This is a genomic window from Acinetobacter sp. Ac_5812 (genome assembly GCF_013072695.1).
In the GTDB taxonomy this organism is placed as follows: Bacteria; Pseudomonadota; Gammaproteobacteria; order Pseudomonadales; family Moraxellaceae; genus Acinetobacter.
The window spans coordinates 1-17258 of record NZ_LXUK01000025.1; the positions used below are offsets into that span (position 1 = coordinate 1).

A 17258-nucleotide genomic window follows, 5' to 3' on the forward strand; every position below is an offset into this window, starting at 1 on the left:
GGTCAGGTGCAACCCCCTTTTCATTCTTTTTTATTCGAGTGAACATTTTTAAACCAAAATCACAATTTTTCTTATATTTTTCGACCGAATTTGTTTTAATAATAGGAGAACAACTAAACTATATGCTCATCTTTATGTTTCGCGTTCTATGACGCAATCATTTTAATGGCTGTATTATTTCGCTCTCACAGCGATTAAGGACTTATATGCATTACTCAAATTTTATCTTGCTTGGGTTGTTAACTGCTGGAGCATGTTCAACAGTATTCGCACAAGAAACTCCCAGCGATTCAGCTAATGCTTTAACAAGCCAAGTCACTGCGGAGCAAAAGACTTCAACGATTCAGGCGATTAAAGATTTAAAGCATTTAACTAAAGATGACTTAAAGGTGAATGCGAATGCAGCACAACCAGATTCAGTTAAAGACCCTTTACAACCATTGAATCGCCAAGTCTATGCATTCAATGACATGTTAGACCGTAACTTATTAAAGCCTATTGCAATTCAATATGTTGCTAAAGTGCCAGAACCTGTGCGTAGTCCTTATCGCCAATTTCGCAAAAACTTAGGTGAACCTTGGAATGCAGTTAACCAGTTAATGCAAGGTCGCCCAACGCGCGCCGCAAAAACTTTAGGACGTTTTACAGTAAATACTTTAACAACTTTGGGTTTTGCTGATCCAGCACGTCGTTTGGGTTTAAGCACTGAAGAAGAAAGTTTTGGTGTGACTCTAGGCTATTATGGTGTTCCATCTGGTCCTTATGTGATGTTGCCTTTCTTCGGCCCAAGTACATTCCGTGATGGTTTTGGTTTAGCCGCAGATAGCTATGGTCGTCCACAAAAATACTTATTAGATGATCAAAAAAGTATTTATTGGTCAACCAATGTCTTACAGGCAGTTGATGCACGTTCTCAAATTCTTGATATTGAAGAAAGTCTAAAAGGTGACAAGTACGCAATGATTCGTGATTTCTATTTACAACGTAAAGCTTTCCAGATCGCAGAAAAGCGTGGCGACTCAAATGATGTTTCTTTCATTAGCGATGAAGATGACACTGATGACAGTTCTTCCAATGAAAAATGATTAATTTAAAATAATGTTTTACAAACTTATGTATTGCCAGAGAATTTAAACTCTGGCAATACTATATCCAAGGTCATGTTTCATCTATGATGAATTTTAAATGATCATACAAAGGATTGGCTATTCATCTATGTATTTCATACAACCCACGCGTTCCGTACCTTGTTTAGATCAAGCTTTAACTGAGTTACCGAGTTTGCAGATCATTCAAATTGATGATTTGGATTTGTATGATCAAACCATCATTGCAATTGCCGATGTACAAGACTTTTTAAAATATCAGTGGAAACTCCCAACAATTGTACTTGCATTTGAACATGAAGGCACAGCGTTAGCACAAGCATGGGAACAAGGTGCATTAGCAGGTTGGATTTGGGATAGTTTGCCAAAAAATCCGATTCATTCTTTGTTTAAAATAGATGCTCAATACAAACGTAATCAAGATAGTCGAGATTTGCCCTCCGCTGCCGAATTACAAAAACGTCTTTTACCGAACCCAATCGAATTACCAAACTATCAGTTTGAATCCCTTTTTCAACCGTCTGCTTATTTATCTGGGGATTGGTATGATTATTGGCGTTTAAATGATGAAGAGGTTTTGTTTTATCTTGCAGATGTATCGGGACATGGCGTTACCAGCAGCTTGTTAACCTCGTGGATGGCAGCCTTTCATGGCCGTTCAAAAACACCAAGCCAATTGATTCAAAAGCTTAATGCGATGTTGGTACAAGAGAATATTGAAAAACACATTACCATGGTGGCTGGAATCTTAAACTTAGTCACTCATGAAGTGCGTTGGTCAAGTGCAGGACATTACCCTCCCCCCATTATTTTTGAACCGAATCAGCCACCTCAGATTTTAACGACCAGTAGCTTTCCACTTGGCCTGACTGAAGAGCTTGAAGTCGAAGAGCACCACTGTAAATTAAGTCGTCATGCACGGTTCATTTTATGCTCTGATGGTGCCTTGGAACCATTTGATGGTGGTCTAAACGATCAGTTTAATCAATTGGTCGAACATCTTCAAAATGACTCATTCAAAGCCCCTGAACATGTAGCAGACGACATTGCAATTTTGAGCATATGTCGAATGAATTAATAATAAAATCAATATCTTAATTAAATCACACCCCTCAACCACTTGTGTCTCCAATATCACTATGGGATAATTTCATATCCTTTCTCTGAAAATGGCATTTATATGTCAACAGGTCATGTTGAATATGCAAGTTTGAACGGAACGCATATTTTCAAGCTTATTGGCGAAGTGCGTGCTCACTCTTGTATAAGTCTAGACAAACTACTCAATCGAATTGAACAACAGCAAAATGTTGTTGGTGCAATCGTTGACTTAACCGAAACCACGTTTATTGACAGTACTGTTTTAGGTATATTGGCAAAACTAGGTTTAAAGCTTAAGCAAGTTCATCACATACAAGCCGTTATGCTCTCGACAAATCCAGACATTACTACCTTGGCCAATAGCATGGGGCTTGGGCAAGTATTTGTGATTTTAAACTACTGTGGTGATCCAAGTGTATGTACATTGGAGCTTACAGAAGAGCAAGTGACGCATAGCGCAATGCTCAACACTGTGCTCGATGCACACAAAACACTGATGCACTTGAACGAAAATAACCAAAATATGTTTGAACCATTGGTTAAGCAATTGCAAAAAGAGCAAGATTGCTTAAATCTCGACGTACAAAAACAAAACGCTTGATCGTTAAACTCAGTATCGTGATCTCCCTATGACCTTACTTTCTGTTGCGCAGATGAATTCTCAAAATGACATTGAAGCAAACTTCGATGTCATCGAATCATTACTTCAACAAAGTAAGGCTCAAGGCGCTGAGCTGATTGTTTTCCCTGAAAATTTTGTTTGCTTTGCTGCAGGTAAGCAGCGTGAAACCGCAGCACAATTCGAAGCAATTCAAGCACGTTTAGAACAATTGGCACATCGTTATCAAATCTGGATTGTTGCAGGTACACTCCCATGCCCTTTCCGTCCAGATGGCTCGGTCATTCAAGATGGCCGTGTTCGCACGGTCAGCTTATGTATTAGTCCTGAAGGGACTGAAGCACGTTATGACAAAATCCACTTGTTTGATGTACAAGTCGGTGATGCTGTAGGTGGTTATCAAGAATCCAAGTTCTTTGAGCCTGGTGATGAAGTCGTTGTCGCAAAAACACCTTTTGGCAATATTGGTCTGATGGTCTGCTATGACTTACGTTTCCCTGAACTTGCTTTAAGCTTACGTCAAAAAAATGCAGATATTCTTACTGCTCCTGCGGCTTTTACTTACACCACAGGTCAGCTCCACTGGCAATTATTGCTACAAGCACGCGCCATGGACAGCCAATGTTATGTCTTAGGTGCTGCACAACAAGGTTGGCATGGTGAACAACGTCAAACTTGGGGACATGCAGCTATTACAGATAGCCGCGGCCAATTGCTGCAAAGCATTGAAACTGAAGGACACGGCCTAATCACCAGTGAGTTTGATCTTGAAACACAAAACAAACTTCGTCTTGCAATGCCGTTAATGCAACATCGTAAGATTATTGTCTATTAATTCCCTCTTCATCCTTACACTACTTTCAATGCACTACTGTACAAAATACAAACACATAAGATCAATCTGACTGCAATGATCAACTTTTATAAATGCCTGGCCTATAGAATCATGATTTAATACAAATTATTGATCATAGTAGAACAAAGTCAACTAACTTTGGGCGAGCTATGATGTAACATCATCCGTTAATTCTTATTAAGTTTTATACATGTTTAGATTTATTGTTATTTTCTTTTTTTTGGGGACAGCTGCACAACTTCACGCGACATCTGTGGATGTAGATGGTGATGAATCCACTCAATCATCTCGCGTTTTGTCTACCCCGCAAAACTTATCACTCAATGCTTTTGGCCAATGGATCATTGGCTGGGGAACGGGTGCTGAAGGTGCTAGACAAAGATTGGACAATATTCAACGTGAAGATGTTGCCGTGATTAAGCAAAAAGGCACAACCCTAGATATGATCAAAGCTTGGCAACAACATTTTGAACTTGAAGCACAAAATAATCTCAGCAATCCTACCGCGCGCTATCGGGCACGATTAATGAAAAAAATTGCTGAGCTTTGGTAATTTTCAATTTAAGTTATCTATAGAAAATATAGGTTTTTGCAACTTATGCTTTTTTGATTTGAATTGATACTGAAACTATTTAGGTAATTGATCAGAGCAAGATATACTGATCCGATTCAATTACCATTTGAGGACGGCATGGGCGAAGAACATCCGCAACTGTTATTAGATAATCAGTTATGTTTTCTGATTTATTCGACCAATCTTGCCTTGAATCAAGTTTATCGCCAATTACTCACGCCACTTGGCTTAACCTACCCACAATATCTGGTGATGTTGGTGTTATGGGAAAAGGATCAACTGACGGTTTCAGACATCGGTGAACGGTTATTTCTAGAGTCATCTACACTTACGCCCTTACTCAAAAAACTTGAAGCAGGTGGCCTTATTACTCGCAAACGCTCAAGTCAAGATGAGCGACAAGTGATTATTACCCTGACCGCACAAGGTCAAGCTTTACAATTACAAGCCACTGATATTCCCAATCAATTGACTCAAGCTGCATCGTGCTCACCTACAACATTATTGGCACTAAAAGATCAGCTTTCCGAACTTCGTAGCAACCTAAACAAATAAGCTTAAAATTTACACAAGAATAACTTGTCTTTTTATTTATATCGTGTACGATTTAATTGCATTCAATAATATTTAGGAATAATAATCATGTCTCTAGAACAAGTGGTTTATCGTGCTAAAGCAAAAGCAACTGGCGGTCGTGATGGCCGTGCAACGTCTTCTGACGGTGTTTTAGATGTTCAATTAGGTGTGCCAAAAGAAATGGGCGGTGCTGGTGGCGCAGTGACCAACCCAGAACAACTGTTTGCAGCGGGTTATTCTGCATGTTTCTTAGGTGCAATGAAGTTTGTTGCGAATCGAGATAAATTCAAGATTACGAAAGATGCCTATGTTGAGGGTGAAGTCGGCATTGGCCCGATTCCAAATGGTTTTGGTATCGAAGTAACACTGAATGTTTATTTAGTTGGAATGGAACAAGCTGAAGCAGAACAATTGGTTGCTGCTGCACATATTGTGTGTCCTTATTCAAATGCGACGCGTGGCAATATCGATGTGACATTCAATATCGTGACCACTGCATAATCCTCCCGCTCAAAAAAAACAGCATGGTTTGACCATGCTGTTTTTTTATTTAAAGATAAAAGCTTACTCTTCTGCAGCTTCATTGGTCACACGAAGCACTTCTTCCAATGTGGTTTTTCCAGCTAAGACCTTCAATAAACCATCATCACGAATTGACGCTGCGTAACGACGCGCATGATTTTCCAACTCAAATTCAGCTGCATTGCCATGAATGAGACGGCGCATCGATTCATCTACGGGCACGATTTCATAAATTGCGGTTCGCCCACTAAAACCAACGTGTGAACATTTTTCACAACCATGTGGTTCAGGCAATTCCATATGTTCATCAACTTTGAGATGCTGAAATACTTGTCGTTCAAAATCATCAGCCTTACGCCACGTGACACAATGCGGACATAAAGTTCGTACCAAACGCTGTGCAATCACCCCGATCAGTGAACTGGCAAGCAAGAACGGTTCAATCCCCATATCTTTTAATCGCGTTACTGCCCCAATCGCGGTATTGGTGTGCAATGTGGAAAGTACCAAGTGACCGGTCAAAGAGGCTTGTACTGCAATTTCCGCAGTTTCCAGATCACGAATCTCACCCACCATCACCACATCAGGATCTTGACGTAACATCGCCTTAAGCGCACGTGCGAAGGTCATATCAACTTTGGTGTTGACTTGAGTCTGACCAATTCCTTCCAACTGGTATTCAATCGGATCTTCGGCAGTCAAAATATTGCGAGTATTGTCATTCAGATCCGATAGCGCCGCATATAAGGTGGTGGTTTTACCCGAACCCGTTGGGCCAGTGACCAAGATAATGCCATGTGGGCGATGAACCAGTTGCGTTAAACGCTCATAGTCATTTTGCATTAAACCCAAATGGGTCATGTTTAAACGCCCTGCCTGCTTATCTAGTAAACGCATGACTACACGTTCACCATGCGAAGAAGGTAAGGTCGAAACACGCACATCCACTTCACGCCCTGCAAGACGTAATGAGATACGTCCATCTTGCGGAATCCGCTTTTCGGCAATATCCAGCTTGGCCATGACTTTGATACGTGATACCAACAACGGCGCTAATTCACGACGCGGCTGGACAATTTCACGTAGTTGACCATCGACACGTAAACGTACCGAGAGTTTTTTCTCAAAGGCTTCGATATGAATATCCGAGGCACCTACCCGAATCGCTTCTGACAATAAGGCATTGATTAGACGCACGATCGGTGCATCATCTTCCTGATCCATCAAGTCTTCCGCTTCAGGCACTTGATCCGCCAAACTCAATAAATCTGGATGATCTTCCAAGCCTGCTGCAACCTGCTGCGACTCCCCAGTATCCCCTGCATAACTGGAACTCAGTAAGGCATGAAACTCTTGATCAGTACAAAGTTGATCATGAGCTGATTTCCCCAAAATTCGACGAGCTTCCTGCAAAGCAATACGCGCGGTGTCCTTGCGTCGTACAATAAAAACTTGATCGCCTTCATAACGTAACAAAACGCCATGTCGTTTAGCGAAACTATAAGGAATTTGTATTTGTTTAAGTATTTGCATCACACAAATAATGATAAAAGAAAGCAGTGAGTGTACTCTAAGCAGATTACAGCGTGAAGTCTGTTTAGCATACTCACACAGGAATTTTGCATCTTGTCTCAAAATAATCAATATGAAGCGCCACATTCCAATACTTTGAAATGGTGGGGCGAACAACAATTCGAAATTCAACAGGCCAAAGCTTGGCAATTCGGTTCATTGCTATTTCGTCTTACTCGCGGCATCAAAGAATGGCGTTTGGAATATCATCGCCCTCAATTTCAATATGACTACGAGCAGCAGTGGCGAATATTGAATGATATCGAATTTGCCATGCCACCTCCTGCAAAAATCGAACGCTACATGTTTCACAAAACCAATAGCAGCTTTCATTTGATGCCACGTTTGGCAGATCGTTCGGTGGTGATTCGACCCGTTGATCCGATTTATATTCCTGCGGGTCAGCGTGGCACCTTATATATCAGCACGCCTTTATGGATTGCAGGTTTGGTAGATGGACTCTCTGAACCTTTATTTGATATTCCAGTGATTCAACCCAAGGACACATGGTTCGGTAAAGATCCACAAAATGGTGAGATTTGCTATGCCACCTCAGTCGATGGACGTATTGATTTAAACCTACTCAAACCACGTGCTTTCCGTGCGGTGACTCCAATTGAGTTCCACAATACCAGTCACCATCAACTGCGTTTTGACCGTATGAATGTCCCCGTCCCAGCACTGCCTTTATTTTATAGTGAAAGTACAGGTCGTTTATGGACCTCACAAATCAAAGTCTATTATGAAGGGACAGATCATCCGGCACGTATTCGTATTGAAAACAAGACCCCAACCCAAGCGGGTGAAGTCACCTATGTGCATCCCCCTCGTGCACCTGGCAGTACTTTATTTAATATGTTTGATTCATTTTTTTAAGGGGTCGCGATGCCAAATTCGAATATTCCCAAAGATGTTGCAGGCAGCCTAACCAGTGTTTTCACCAACATTAACTTGGAGCGACTCAGTGAAATCGTAGTCGCCATTATTTTATGTTTTATCGGCTTCCTGATTGCACGTTTGGTTTCAAATGCCTTTATTCGTACGGTAGGCAGCCGCTTTAATGCACATCAGCGTTTGTTATGGCGTCGGGGTATTTTTTACTTCATCTTCTTGCTATTCATTATGACTAGCTTAAGGGAAGCTGGTTTTAAACTCAGCGTATTTTTAGGTGCTGCAGGGATATTAACGGTTGCTTTGGGTTTCGCCTCTCAAACCTCTGCCAGTAACTTGATTAGTGGTTTGTTTTTGATTGGTGAAGGCTCTTTTGAAGTCGGTGACACTATTCAAATCACCTTAATTCGAGGTCAGACCATTGAAGGTGAAGTGATTTCGATTGATCTACTCTCAGTTAAACTTTTGACGCTGGATAATGTTTATATTCGTTTGCCGAATGAACAGCTGATCCGAACACCAGTGATGAATCTGTCTAAATACCCGATACGGCGTATTCCAATCACCTTAGCGATTAACTTTCACGAAGACATTATTAAAGTACGACATGTTCTGTTAGAAGTGGCAGCCAAATATCCATTGGTGATGGATGACCCTAAAGCCACGGTCACAGTGACGGCTTTTAGAGAATCCTCTATTGAACTGTTATTTGCAGTGTGGTGTCGTCAGGAAAACTCACTCAAAGTACGCGATGAAATGCAGGAACGCATTCGTAATGGCTTCTTGGAAAATGAGATCGAGATTCCTGTGCCGAAGATGGGTCTGATTGATCGACCTCTTCCCTTAGAGAATGATGAAGTTGATCAATATGCCAATCAAAAAGAACTCAAAAAGGAACAGAAAGAGAGTTAATTCTCTTTCTGACTCTGTTCTATTGCCGGGGGTAAAGGCGCCAGATAAGCAATGACCAGCATCACAGCTCCCGAACCAATAAAAGAAATCACGCGGGTTAAAGTGCCACTTTGCGATAAATCCAATAGCAACAGTTTCGCTACCACAATACCTAACAAAGCTGCACCGACAAACCAGATTTGTCGGATGTGGCGGCGGCTGGAAAAGGTCATCAGAATGAAGGCTAAAATAACCCACAATAGTGTCAAACTGAGTTGCACATCACCATTCGACCAAATTGCTGCGCTCCAGAATGGTGTGCCCAGATAATGATGCATGGCTCGCACCACTACACTACTCAGCACCAATAGGCCAATCAAAATGGTAGTGACTTTAAAGCCCCATTCCATCGAACGCTCTGCACTAAAGTCATGATGATAAATCACCCAGATCAGACCTGTAAACACCAGTAAAGACAGTAAGTCAGTGAAGTTAAGTAAAGGTAAGTAATAATATTGCTCAGCTGAATGCAGATCTAAACTGACTAAGACGAGCCAAAATAAACTAAGACACCAAACAGGAGATTGCTGTAACAGCTGAATATTTTTAGTAGCAAATAAAAAGACTGCAAAAAATACTGGAATTATGGCAAAACCAATCAATGGCATAATTGGGAAAAAAGCCAAACCTATAATCGCTAAATTGAGCCAAAAAATCGTTGCCCAAATCCCAAATCTACGCTGATCAACATCAATAACAATAGAAGCCAAAATAATCGTTGCCACAACAAACTGTTCTTGTTGCAAACCTGTAGGCCAATGCAACTGTTGATAGATATTTGCAGCAAAACTTTCAATATAAGCTAATGCAACCAATGCCCCAAGTAACAGCAATTGCAAAGTATCCCACGAAGTTTTTGCATAACGTTTTACAATGAGACTAAAAACTGCCAACGAAGCACTCGCTGTCAATAAATAAGGACTCAGACCGTTCCCTTGCCAATGTCGAAATTCAACCCAAGCAATTGCCCCAGCATACATTCCCAAGGTAAGAAAAACACCACTCAACATTTTGGCACTAAAATATTTTTCCACTTGCTGATAGCTGAGTAAATAAAAGGCCGAAATAAATTGGGCAAGCGCAAAAATCGCGGTACTTAAAATTGGGAAATGATCATTTGACCAAACTTGGAACAGTAATGCCACTGAGCTTAATAGCACCAGTGCCACACCAACATAGCGACTTAATCGGTAACGCTCGGTCACGCCCCAGACAATCAATGCCGTACCCTGAATCACCCAACCCGTTGAGGTCCAATGCGCCCCTTTAGCCAACGGGAAAATCAATGCAAAAAATACTACGGCAAGAATAAAGAAACTTTTGGCTAAAATTGAGAGTTGTGGATGCTGACGTTTAATCCAAAGATTTAAAGCAATATAAGTCGCGGCAAGTGCAACAGCGCCCCAAGTGAGAGCTGTCGTCGAGTTATGCATCAAATAAGCATGTAAGGAAAAGCCCAAGACAGGCACACTAAAGATCAGACCGACATCTAAAATCGGCTGTAAGCGCTCAGATGACGGATCTGTTTGTTGCTGCTGGTTTTGAGCACGCAGCATCAACTGGCTATAGCGAATACTGAGCCAGATGAATAACGCCATATGCAACCAGAGAATGATATCCAAGGTATCAAACTGCGTGGTCTTGGCATAAATCCCAATGGTTGCCCCACCAATAAACATGGTGGCAAAGAACGCAATTTGATGCAGAATTTTCCATGGTTGAATAAAGTTCAACGCTGCCACGGCCAAGTTAATCACAAAGTAATAGCCAAACAAGAAAATCACATCAGGATGATTTTGAGGAATCACCAGTGGAGCTAGATAGGCCATGGTCAATGCCAACATAGCCAAATACAAGGCCTGTTGCTTTAAGCTCAGATAGACCGTTGCCAATAATAAAAAGACAAACAGCATACTGGCGGTGCTTAAGCTGGCAATCACTGCAAAATGATGTGAGAAAATCAAGGTTAAGAAGATCACCGCCAACCCTACACCTTGTAGAGCGACTGCAAATAATTGATTTTTCTTTTGCAATAAATATCCTACAACTGTGGTGACGACACCTGCAATTGCAATAAAACCCAATTTTACGCCTAGGCTGAGCTGCCAATGCTCACTGGCAAAACGTAATAATAAAATCACACCAACCATTAATATGGCGACCGCAACACGGAGAATCGGATTGCCGTGCATCATCCAGTCCAGTGCAGGCTGCCACCAAGCAGGTGTTTGCACTGGAGCTGAATTGGGTAACTGTACAGGGGCAGGATCACTTGAATGCTGTGAAGATTCAGCTTTAGCCTGCATCCAAGCAGGCTGTTGTTCAAAGCGAGAAGAGTTTGAAGCTGTCGTTTCAACTAATTCAACAGATTCTTCAGTGCTTAGAGCCTGTTGTTGAGCTTGAGTTGAAACATCTGGGTGTAGTGATTGGGTTGCATATTGCTCTAAATGCAACAATCGAGTCTGAAAGGCACTGATGGTATGAATCAAACATAAGAGTAATACCAATAAAGCGCCACCTGCGAGCCATATCCATGTATTGGCATAGGCAAATAGCGCAACGAGTGCCGCGCCATATATCACAATTTTTTGTATGCCAATACCAGCCCCCAATGCAAAATAGCTTGGTGCTGCTTGTTCTAGTTGAAGTAAACGCTGATGAATTTCAGACAGGATGTGCACAATAACAACGGTCAAACCAATTGTAGCGGCAACAATGGTCCCTTGCCATTTGAAGGCAACTGCACAAGCGAGCAGTATCGTCAGCGCGATTAGAACAATGACAATTCCCTGTTTGTCGTTTTTATACATAGACTTATATCAGTTCTGACAGCTTCATTGCAGTCATATTACTTGATCACTAGTTCAGCAGGTAATGTTACATACAAAATACTGCAAATTTTCAACGACACAACTAGCCGTACTCTTCCACGTTCAGATAAGACAGCCACGGCTTTTTCACGTAAAATAGCAGCTAATTTATAATTAGGATTTGCGCAATGCCACCTTTTGTCTTGGTTGACGGGTCTTATTTCTTATTTCGTGCTTTTCACGCTTTACCACCATTAACCACATCTACTGGCTTACATACCAATGCAATACGTGGTGCAATTTCAGCAATCCAAAAACTGATGCGTCGCACTCAGCCGACTCACATGGCTGTGATTTTTGATACACCTGAACCCACCTTTCGTCACAAGTTATCGCCGATTTATAAAGGTGATCGCCCAAGTATGCCTGAGGAATTGTCACAACAAATTCCCTATCTACACGCTTTGATCAAAGCGCAAGGGATTCCTTTGTATTTTCTTGCGGGTGCGGAAGCGGATGACATTATTGGGACTTTAACCAAACGGGCCTTAGCAGAAGGTCATCATGTCCTCATTTCGACCGGTGACAAAGACATGGCACAGTTGGTCAATGAACATGTCAAACTGGAAGACAGTTTTAAAGAACGTGTTTTAGATGAAGCCGGTGTGTTTGAAAAGTTCGGGGTGCATCCAAATCAAATTATCGATTACCTTACCCTGATGGGCGATGCATCTGATGGTATCATGGGCGTTCCGGGTGTGGGCGCAAAAACAGCGGCGAAGCTGTTGAATGAATATGGCACACTCAACAATATTATTGCCAATGCTGATCAGCTTAAAGGCAAACTCAGCCAGAATATTAAAGATAATGTAGACAACATCAAAGTTGACCATCAACTTGCCAGTATCGTCTGTGATCTCGATCTTGCCTTAGATTGGCATGACCTTAAACTCGCCAATCCCAATGTGGATCAGCTCCGCGAGCTCTATACCGAATTAGAGTTTCGCAACCAGTTACAATCTTTAGACCATCCAAATAATCCAAATAGTCCTGCTTATCAGCAAACATCGCAAAGTATTGCCAAAGCTGAACAAAAAGCAGAACCCGTGGTTGCTGAAGATCATGCCAATCTTTCAAGCCAAGATGATCAACTCGGTAATGCGACTTATCATACGGTATTGAACCAACAAGATTGGGATGCATTATTACAACGTATGCAGCAAGCCGATCATTTTGCGATTGATACGGAAACCACCAACCTCGATTATCGTGTGGCTGAATTGGTCGGTTTCTCGGTCGCATTTGATGCCAAGGACGCTTATTACGTTCCTGTTGCACATGATTATGAAGGTGCACCTGAGCAACTGAATCGAGAACAGCTTCTCGCTCAGATCAAACCGATTCTTGAAAATGAACAAGTACGGAAAATTGGTCATCATCTCAAATACGATGCGCATATCTTTGCCAATCATGGTATCACCATTCAAGGTTGGTATTTCGATACCATGCTGGCTTCATATGTATTGAATGCTGCGGCAACGCGACATGGTATGGATGATGTTGCACGTCTTTATCTCAGTCATTTGACCACGACGTTTGAACAAATCGCAGGTAAAGGCGCAAAGCAAAAAACCTTTAATCAGATTGAGCTTGAAGTTGCAGCACATTATGCCGCTGAAGATGCACATGTCACTTATCGCTTGTATGAAGTACTCGCTGCGAAATTAAAGAGCTCTCCTGAACTGGTCAATATTCTACATAATATTGAAATGCCAGTTGCCCGTGTCCTCACAGGAATGGAAGAAGATGGCATTAAGCTCGACCATCAATTCCTCGATCAGCTTAGTGTTGAATTTTCAGAAACCATTCAAACGCTTGAAGCTCAGGCGGCAGAACTGGCAGGTGAAGCCTTTAATGTTGCCTCACCAAAACAGGTCGGCGAAGTCCTATTTGAAAAGCTGGGACTCAAAGGCGGTAAGAAAACAGCAACAGGTCAATACAGTACCAGTGAAAGTATTTTAGAAAAAATCGAACATCCATTGGCTGAAGTCATTTTGGAACATCGTGGCTTGGCAAAACTCAAAAATACTTATACTGATCGCCTGATTGAACAATCGCATGATACAACGCATCGTGTGCATACCAGCTATCATCAAGCCTTAACTGCAACAGGTCGCTTGTCTTCAACTGATCCAAACCTTCAGAACATCCCAATCCGTACCCCGATTGGGCGTCAAATTCGTAAAGCCTTTATCGCACCTGAAGGTCGCGTATTATTGGCAGCCGATTACTCGCAGATCGAATTGCGTTTAATGGCACATTTCTCTCAAGATGATGCGTTAGTGCATGCCTTCCAGCAAGGTCAGGATGTGCATCGTCGTACCGCTTCTGAAGTACTGGGTATCGATATTGAAGATGTGACCAATGACCAACGTCGCCAAGCCAAGGCTGTTAACTTTGGTCTGCTGTATGGGATGTCTGAATTTGGCTTAACCCGTCAGCTCGGCTTTACGCGTGAAGAATCGCGGAGCTATATCGCACGTTACTTCCAGCGTTATCCGGGCGTATTGGATTATATGGAACGTACTCGTCAGATTGCACGTGAACAAGGCTTTGTGGAAACCATTTTAGGTCGTCGTTTATACACACCCGACATTATGGCAACCAATAAAATGATCAAACAAGCGGCTGAACGTGCGGCAATCAATGCGCCGTTACAAGGAAGTGCCGCAGATATTATTAAACTTGCCATGATCGCAGTGGACAAAGTTCTGCCTAAAGATCAGGCCAAGCTGTTATTACAAGTACACGATGAACTTGTGTTTGAAGCGGATGCTGCGATTGCCGATGAACTTTCAAAACAAATTGCTGAAGTGATGCAATCGGTATTAGAAATTTCCGTGCCGTTTGTGGTTGAAGTTGGACAAGGTCCAAACTGGGATGCAGCACACTAACTCATCCGCACACCACAAAAACAAAATGTTTCTTGCAGACAGGGGATAAACTCCCCTGCGCTACAAGAAAACTGAAAATAAAGAATATCTTATAAAAATTATTTCGTATAGGAGAAAGGAATGCAATATGTCCTTTAATCAAGTTCAATTTAACCGCTTTCACTCTATTGATTCATTACGTTGTATTTCAATTTTCTTGGTCTTACTGCATCACTTCAATATTCCTTATAAGTTATTTGACACCTCGATCAATTTTCAGGTTTTTGGTGAAAACATCACCACGCTTTTAGCACGAAATGGTAACTATGGTGTCACCATGTTCTTTGTGATCTCAGGTTATCTCATCACCTCACACACCATCAAACGTTGGGGTGCATTACATCAGATTAATACTCGGGACTTTTACATTTCACGATTTGCTCGCATCATGCCCACCTTGATCTTGCTGATCTGTCTGGTTAATTTTTTAGCTGCTTTTGAGCTAAGACCCTTTATGACGCAAGCCCCTAATGGCATTGTCGTGGCTCAATCAACCGTCAATCTTGCAGCACTGACCTTTTGGATGAACATCCTGATTATCGAGAATGGCTGGGTCAACTATGCGCTTGGGGTGTTATGGTCTTTATCTGTAGAAGAGGTTTTCTATCTACTTTTCCCACTAACAGCACTGCTCTTTAAGAAAAAACCCTACTTTCTATTTATCTGTTTCGCGCTGATTGTATTTGCACCTTATTTTAGATATTTACATTATGGTGAGGAAAGTGGCGCGTACCTCTATCATTACTTTTCTAGTTTTGATGGGATTGCTTTGGGTTGTATCGCAGCACTCATTGCTCCTCAACTTAAACTGCAAACCAAAACCTGGTTAGGTCTGAAATACATGGCTATTGCGACCATGTTTATCATTTATTTTTCTGCACCGATTAAAGAAAACTGTATTTGGGGAGTCAGTCTATTTGCACTTGCGACCGCAATCGTGATTCTGGCGAATGTGGCAAATGAACAGACTGGTAGGCAGCAACAACGCTTTCAATTGCTACAAAACATCGGTAAGAACAGTTATGAAATTTATTTATTCCATCTGATTATCTTAGGTTTTTTTAAACTGTTTTATACGCCTGCAATCACCGAGGGCAACATTAAACTGGTCTTATTATTAATCTATTTCGTTCTTGCCATTGGACTGGGTGCTTTGATCGCACGCTATTTTTCCAATCCACTCAATCAAGTCATCCGACAACGCTTAATAAAGAAATAAAAAATGGGCATCACGCCCATTTTTTATTGAACCAAGCTTGCTTAAAGGCCAGTTAAAAGTACCTTAGCTGCTTCATTCATCAGGATTTCAGCTACATATAGAGCCAAAAATGCCAAAATTGGAGAGAGGTCAATCATTCCCATGTTTGGTAATAAACGACGGAAAGGTGCCAGTAAAGGCTCAGCAAGTTCCTGAATCACTTCGATATAAGGTGAGCGTGACTGCGTAAACATCACCACCCAACTTAAAATGATCGTTGCAAAAATCAAATAACGACAGAAACGAATCAAGTCCTGAATCATGGTCACAAATGTCGTGATCACCAGATACACCGCACTATGTGGCATCTGTCCAGATAAATACATCAAACCAAACATTTTCAGGAGATACAATATCACCAACAACGCAACTGCCGCTAAATTGACACGGCCCTTACCTGTCGTCGGGAAAATGCGGCTAAACAGATCGACAATCTTGGTGGCTTTCACAGTTGAAAGCACCACAGGATTGTATGGACTGACTGCCGCCAATTGCATTAAAAAACGGAAAAAGACCAATAAAATTGCAACATTGATCAAAACACCAAAAATTAGCGCAGAACTTGCACCCATAATTGTCTTATCCTACTTAAACCGATTTAGACTTGTCACTCAACTCTTGCGCAAGCTCTTGGCTACGCTTCTGAGCTGCTGCAAGCGCTGCTTGAATATTTTGTGAAATCTGCGCACGATCAAACACCTCTAAAGCTGCTTGGGTTGTGCCATTTGGAGAAGTCACATTTTTACGTAATTCTGCTGGAGAATTGGAGCTGGTAATCGCCATTTGCGCCGCGCCTAAGGCTGTCTGCAAAGTCAATGCCGTCGCCACTTTTTCATCGAGCCCTAAGTTTTTACCTGCACGGATCATACTCTCCATCAAATAGAAGAAGTATGCAGGACCCGAACCAGAGACTGCAGTTACTGCATCAATCTGGGCTTCACTCTCCACCCAAATCGTTAAACCAGTCGCCGCTAAAATTTGACTGGTTAACTCGCGATCTTGAGCATTGACCGCTTCTGATGCATAAATCCCATGTGCACCCGTTTGAACCAATGCAGGTGTATTTGGCATGACACGCACAACACGTTGACTGCCCCCAATTAAATCTGAAATTGTTTGAATTTCAGCACCCGCAATAATTGAGATCACCAGTTTATCTGACAATAAACCTTGTAATGGTTGTAATACCGTTGCCAACACTTGGGGTTTTACCGCCAATACCACCACATCTGCATGTTTCACAGCTTCAACATTATCGGTTGTGGTTTGAATGCCTTTTTCTTCTAATATGTGACGAATTTGCTCTACCGGATCAGAAACGGTAATGCGGGTTGTGGGTAAACCGCGAGAAAGCAGTCCACCAATCAAGGCTTGCGCCATGTTACCACCGCCAATAAAACAAATATTTTTATTCAATGCTGTCGCCATG

The 17258-nt window shown here is 41.9% G+C and carries 15 protein-coding genes; 11 read left to right on the plus strand and 4 right to left on the minus strand.

Annotation, left to right across the window (positions count from 1 at the left end):
- Positions 1–206 precede the first annotated feature (206 nt).
- The 7 genes from A7P55_RS18940 (at position 207) to A7P55_RS18970 (ending at position 5333) form a co-directional block, all read left to right on the plus strand.
- Positions 207–1085 carry a VacJ family lipoprotein gene (locus A7P55_RS18940; RefSeq protein ID WP_171553372.1) on the plus strand — a complete coding sequence of 293 codons (879 nt, stop codon included), beginning with the start codon at positions 207–209 and terminating at the stop codon, positions 1083–1085.
- A 130-nt stretch (positions 1086–1215) separates the two neighbouring features.
- The gene (gene gigA / locus A7P55_RS18945) at positions 1216–2184 is read left to right on the plus strand and encodes an RsbU family protein phosphatase GigA (RefSeq protein WP_005207100.1); all 969 of its coding nucleotides are present in this window, start codon (positions 1216–1218) and stop codon (positions 2182–2184) included.
- 102 nt (positions 2185–2286) lie between these two features.
- Positions 2287–2808, plus strand: a complete 522-nt coding sequence (gene gigB, locus A7P55_RS18950) for an anti-anti-sigma factor GigB (protein ID WP_005207099.1) — start codon at positions 2287–2289, stop codon at positions 2806–2808.
- 28 nt (positions 2809–2836) lie between these two features.
- Entirely contained in the window at positions 2837–3661 is an 825-nt protein-coding gene (locus tag A7P55_RS18955) for a carbon-nitrogen hydrolase family protein (RefSeq protein WP_171553373.1), read from the plus strand.
- A gap of 211 nt (positions 3662–3872) precedes the next feature.
- Positions 3873–4235, plus strand: a complete 363-nt coding sequence (locus A7P55_RS18960; RefSeq protein WP_171553374.1) for a DUF4951 domain-containing protein — start codon at positions 3873–3875, stop codon at positions 4233–4235.
- A gap of 138 nt (positions 4236–4373) precedes the next feature.
- A complete protein-coding gene (locus A7P55_RS18965; protein WP_171553375.1) occupies positions 4374–4811 on the plus strand; it encodes a MarR family transcriptional regulator in 438 nt (145 codons plus the stop codon).
- Positions 4812–4898: 87 nt separating this feature from the next.
- The gene (locus A7P55_RS18970) at positions 4899–5333 is read left to right on the plus strand and encodes an organic hydroperoxide resistance protein (RefSeq protein ID WP_005291879.1); all 435 of its coding nucleotides are present in this window, start codon (positions 4899–4901) and stop codon (positions 5331–5333) included.
- 63 nt (positions 5334–5396) lie between these two features.
- Here the strand turns inward: A7P55_RS18970 and gspE are convergent, their stop codons facing one another.
- Positions 5397–6887, minus strand: a complete 1491-nt coding sequence (gspE, locus tag A7P55_RS18975) for a type II secretion system ATPase GspE (RefSeq protein WP_171553376.1) — start codon at positions 6885–6887, stop codon at positions 5397–5399.
- Between the two features lie 93 nt (positions 6888–6980).
- On the opposite strand from gspE, the gene A7P55_RS18980 reads away from it, so the two are divergent.
- A complete protein-coding gene (locus A7P55_RS18980; protein ID WP_171553377.1) occupies positions 6981–7802 on the plus strand; it encodes a hypothetical protein in 822 nt (273 codons plus the stop codon).
- Positions 7803–7811: 9 nt separating this feature from the next.
- Entirely contained in the window at positions 7812–8729 is a 918-nt protein-coding gene (locus A7P55_RS18985) for a mechanosensitive ion channel family protein (protein WP_171553378.1), read from the plus strand.
- Here A7P55_RS18985 and A7P55_RS18990 read toward each other — a convergent pair.
- A complete protein-coding gene (locus A7P55_RS18990; protein WP_171553379.1) occupies positions 8726–11578 on the minus strand; it encodes a DUF2339 domain-containing protein in 2853 nt (950 codons plus the stop codon). The two genes, A7P55_RS18985 and A7P55_RS18990, sit on opposite strands and share 4 nt — an antisense overlap.
- 188 nt (positions 11579–11766) lie before the next feature.
- Between A7P55_RS18990 and polA the strand changes: the two genes are divergently transcribed.
- Together polA and A7P55_RS19000 are read left to right on the plus strand one after the other, a co-directional pair.
- On the plus strand, positions 11767–14532 hold the full coding sequence (gene polA / locus A7P55_RS18995; protein ID WP_171553380.1) for a DNA polymerase I: 2766 nt from the start codon (positions 11767–11769) through the stop codon (positions 14530–14532).
- Between the two features lie 127 nt (positions 14533–14659).
- Positions 14660–15790 (plus strand): acyltransferase, encoded by a 1131-nt coding sequence (locus tag A7P55_RS19000; RefSeq protein ID WP_171553381.1) that lies wholly within the window; start codon positions 14660–14662, stop codon positions 15788–15790.
- Positions 15791–15831: 41 nt separating this feature from the next.
- On the opposite strand, the gene A7P55_RS19005 is transcribed toward A7P55_RS19000, so the two are convergent.
- Both A7P55_RS19005 and proC read right to left on the minus strand, forming a co-directional pair.
- Complete coding sequence (locus A7P55_RS19005) at positions 15832–16401, minus strand: YggT family protein (RefSeq protein ID WP_171553382.1); 570 nt, start codon at positions 16399–16401, stop codon at positions 15832–15834.
- A 16-nt stretch (positions 16402–16417) separates the two neighbouring features.
- Positions 16418–17257 carry a pyrroline-5-carboxylate reductase gene (proC, locus tag A7P55_RS19010; protein WP_171553383.1) on the minus strand — a complete coding sequence of 280 codons (840 nt, stop codon included), beginning with the start codon at positions 17255–17257 and terminating at the stop codon, positions 16418–16420.
- Position 17258 lies beyond the last annotated feature (1 nt).

Coding starts and splice junctions, on each gene's coding strand:
- A7P55_RS18940 (WP_171553372.1), top strand. CDS start 207: ATGCATTACTCAAATTTTATCTTGCTTGGGTTGTTAACTGCTGGAGCA.
- gigA (WP_005207100.1), top strand. CDS start 1,216: ATGTATTTCATACAACCCACGCGTTCCGTACCTTGTTTAGATCAAGCT.
- gigB (WP_005207099.1), top strand. CDS start 2,287: ATGTCAACAGGTCATGTTGAATATGCAAGTTTGAACGGAACGCATATT.
- A7P55_RS18955 (WP_171553373.1), top strand. CDS start 2,837: ATGACCTTACTTTCTGTTGCGCAGATGAATTCTCAAAATGACATTGAA.
- A7P55_RS18960 (WP_171553374.1), top strand. CDS start 3,873: ATGTTTAGATTTATTGTTATTTTCTTTTTTTTGGGGACAGCTGCACAA.
- A7P55_RS18965 (WP_171553375.1), top strand. CDS start 4,374: ATGGGCGAAGAACATCCGCAACTGTTATTAGATAATCAGTTATGTTTT.
- A7P55_RS18970 (WP_005291879.1), top strand. CDS start 4,899: ATGTCTCTAGAACAAGTGGTTTATCGTGCTAAAGCAAAAGCAACTGGC.
- gspE (WP_171553376.1), bottom strand. CDS start 6,887: ATGCAAATACTTAAACAAATACAAATTCCTTATAGTTTCGCTAAACGA.
- A7P55_RS18985 (WP_171553378.1), top strand. CDS start 7,812: ATGCCAAATTCGAATATTCCCAAAGATGTTGCAGGCAGCCTAACCAGT.
- A7P55_RS18990 (WP_171553379.1), bottom strand. CDS start 11,578: ATGTATAAAAACGACAAACAGGGAATTGTCATTGTTCTAATCGCGCTG.
- polA (WP_171553380.1), top strand. CDS start 11,767: ATGCCACCTTTTGTCTTGGTTGACGGGTCTTATTTCTTATTTCGTGCT.
- A7P55_RS19000 (WP_171553381.1), top strand. CDS start 14,660: ATGTCCTTTAATCAAGTTCAATTTAACCGCTTTCACTCTATTGATTCA.
- A7P55_RS19005 (WP_171553382.1), bottom strand. CDS start 16,401: ATGGGTGCAAGTTCTGCGCTAATTTTTGGTGTTTTGATCAATGTTGCA.
- proC (WP_171553383.1), bottom strand. CDS start 17,257: ATGGCGACAGCATTGAATAAAAATATTTGTTTTATTGGCGGTGGTAAC.